Below are 1,420 nucleotides of genomic sequence, written 5' to 3'. Positions count from 1 at the left end.
GCATTTATGTGGACAACTATTCCTTCTGGTATTTTGAGCAATGCCATGTATCCTATCTCTAACTTGACAATTGCCAAGACTCAAGGTACTCCGGGCAAAGGTAATCCTAAGATTGTACGTGATCGTGAAAATGCAGCTTTAGGCTACAGAGGTATTACTCATCGTGCAAATGGTATCTATCCGTACGTTGCTCCAGAGTTTAAGAGCGATTTGGATGCTACATATGATACTTTAACCATTGAATGGGATAACAAGTATCTTAGTGATGACAACCAATATATTAAGACTACTCCGTTAGCTTGTGAGTTGTATGTAAATGCTGGTGAACTAGATAAATCTGCATTTATGACAGCCTTGGAAGCTTTCATTGCTGAGGCTTAATAAAAACACATTACAAAACCAAAAAGGGGATTGGGAGTAATATCCCTTTCCCCTTTTATTTTATATACGATTGATATGGAAGCAAATGAATCATTATACTATGCAGAAGTGAAGTTACTAACCACATACTGTCACAATTGCTTAGACAATAAAATGAAAGATAAAATAATGATGTTCTTACTCAAGAAAACATTATATGATAATGCTATTGCTCTGAATCTTACAGATGATGCAGAACAGTATTACAATGAAATGCTGAATTTACTTGATATGAGAACATGTAATTGTACTATTAACGATTGTAAAAACTGTAAAGATGGATACTGTCAATTATGTAAATAAAGTAGGTAAACTAGTAAATGATTCTACTAAGTACAATGTTAAATTAGACAGAACATCTATTGAAAATGTAGTACTAATATCTCATTTTGGAGATCTTGTGAAACAAATAAGTGCTGATACTAAGCTTACTGAGGAACAAAAAACTAAGGCTTTAAAAAAAGTCAATAGATATATAAACTGTCTTAAGAAACAGATGAATTTCTATCCAGAAAAGAACATTGCTCCAGATTGTATTTTGACCGAAGTAGAAGAACACATAATTCAAGAGTAATATGAATAAAAAGATATCACAATTTGAACTAACAACTAAACTGCAAGAGCAAGACCTCATTACCCTTGTACAAGATGGTAGTAATAAGAATATTACTAGTGGAAGTTTTACTACATCACTATCAGGTACATTTGCCACTAATGAGAGAGTAGATGCTGTAGAAGAAGATGTTGAGATACTAGATACTAAAGTAAATGATAACTATAAAGATCTTAGTAATAAGATAGTAGAAGGAGATACTAGTGTAACTACTAATCTTAATAGTACTATCACTAGTTACTATGATGTATTGAATAATAAGATCATTACTTTAGATACTAAGCATGACACCGATATGTCAGAGATTGGTGGTACTATGCAAGAGTGGATAGATGATATTGACAATAGATCTACATTACAACAATTACAGGATGCTCTCAATAGACT

General features: G+C 32.4%; 3 protein-coding genes. All 3 read left to right on the top strand.

From position 1 onward, the window contains the following. Positions 1-381 (top strand): hypothetical protein (locus QZL64_RS00090; protein ID WP_296309036.1); only part of this gene is annotated, 381 nt, incomplete at its 5' end. Positions 382-820: 439 nt separating this feature from the next. Then, the gene (locus QZL64_RS00085; RefSeq protein WP_296309034.1) at positions 821-994 is read left to right on the top strand and encodes a hypothetical protein; all 174 of its coding nucleotides are present in this window, start codon (positions 821-823) and stop codon (positions 992-994) included. Between the two features lies 1 nt (position 995). Further along, positions 996-1,420: hypothetical protein (locus tag QZL64_RS00080; protein ID WP_296309032.1), on the top strand; the 425-nt coding region annotated here is incomplete at its 3' end.

Origin of the sequence: Veillonella sp. CAG:933 (genome assembly GCF_000431435.1) — a bacterium.
Classification (GTDB): domain Bacteria; phylum Bacillota; class Negativicutes; order Veillonellales; family Veillonellaceae; genus Veillonella_A.
This window is presented reverse-complemented; position numbering and strand designations above follow the sequence as displayed.